Genomic DNA, 771 nt, shown 5'->3' on the forward strand with positions numbered 1-771 from the left:
CGGCGCATTCAAACCGAAGAAATCCGTCGCCCTGTCGGGCGTGACGGCGGGCAACACGGCGTTGTGCACGGTCGGCAAGACCGGCAACGACCTGCACTACCGCGGCTACGACATCCTCGACATCGCCACCACGTGCGAGTTCGAGGAAATCGCGTACCTGCTCGTGCACGAAAAGCTGCCCACGCAGGCTGAACTGGCGGCCTACAAGACGAAGCTCAAGGCATTGCGCGGCCTGCCCGCGAACCTGAAGGCCGCGCTCGAATGGATTCCCGCGTCGGCCCATCCGATGGACGTGATGCGCACCGGCGTCTCGATGCTCGGCACCGTGCTGCCCGAGAAAGACGACCACAATCTGCCAGGCGCGCGCGATATCGCCGACCGGCTGATGGCGTCGCTCGGTTCGATGCTGCTCTACTGGTATCACTACTCGCACAACGGCAAGCGTATCGAGGTCGAAACCGACGACGATTCGATCGGCGGCCACTTCCTGCATCTGCTGCACGGCGTCGCGCCGTCGAAGTCGTGGGTCGAGGCGATGCACACGTCGCTCAATCTTTACGCCGAGCATGAGTTCAATGCATCGACCTTTACCGGCCGCGTGATCGCGGGCACGGGCTCGGACCTCTATTCGGCGATCACCGGTGCGATCGGCGCGCTGCGCGGCCCGAAGCACGGCGGCGCGAATGAAGTCGCGTTCGAGATCCAGTCGCGCTACCAGACGCCCGATGAAGCCGAAGCGGATATCCGCCGGCGCGTGGAGAACAAGGAAGT

Annotated in this window: 1 protein-coding gene; it reads left to right on the plus strand. The window is 64.1% G+C overall.

Annotated features, from left to right (window positions below; all coding sequences use genetic code 11):
- Positions 1-771 (plus strand): citrate/2-methylcitrate synthase (locus tag LPA37_RS27645; protein WP_229014262.1); only part of this gene is annotated, 771 nt, incomplete at both ends.

Source organism: Paraburkholderia gardini, assembly GCF_907164545.1.
Lineage (GTDB): Bacteria > Pseudomonadota > Gammaproteobacteria > Burkholderiales > Burkholderiaceae > Paraburkholderia > Paraburkholderia gardini.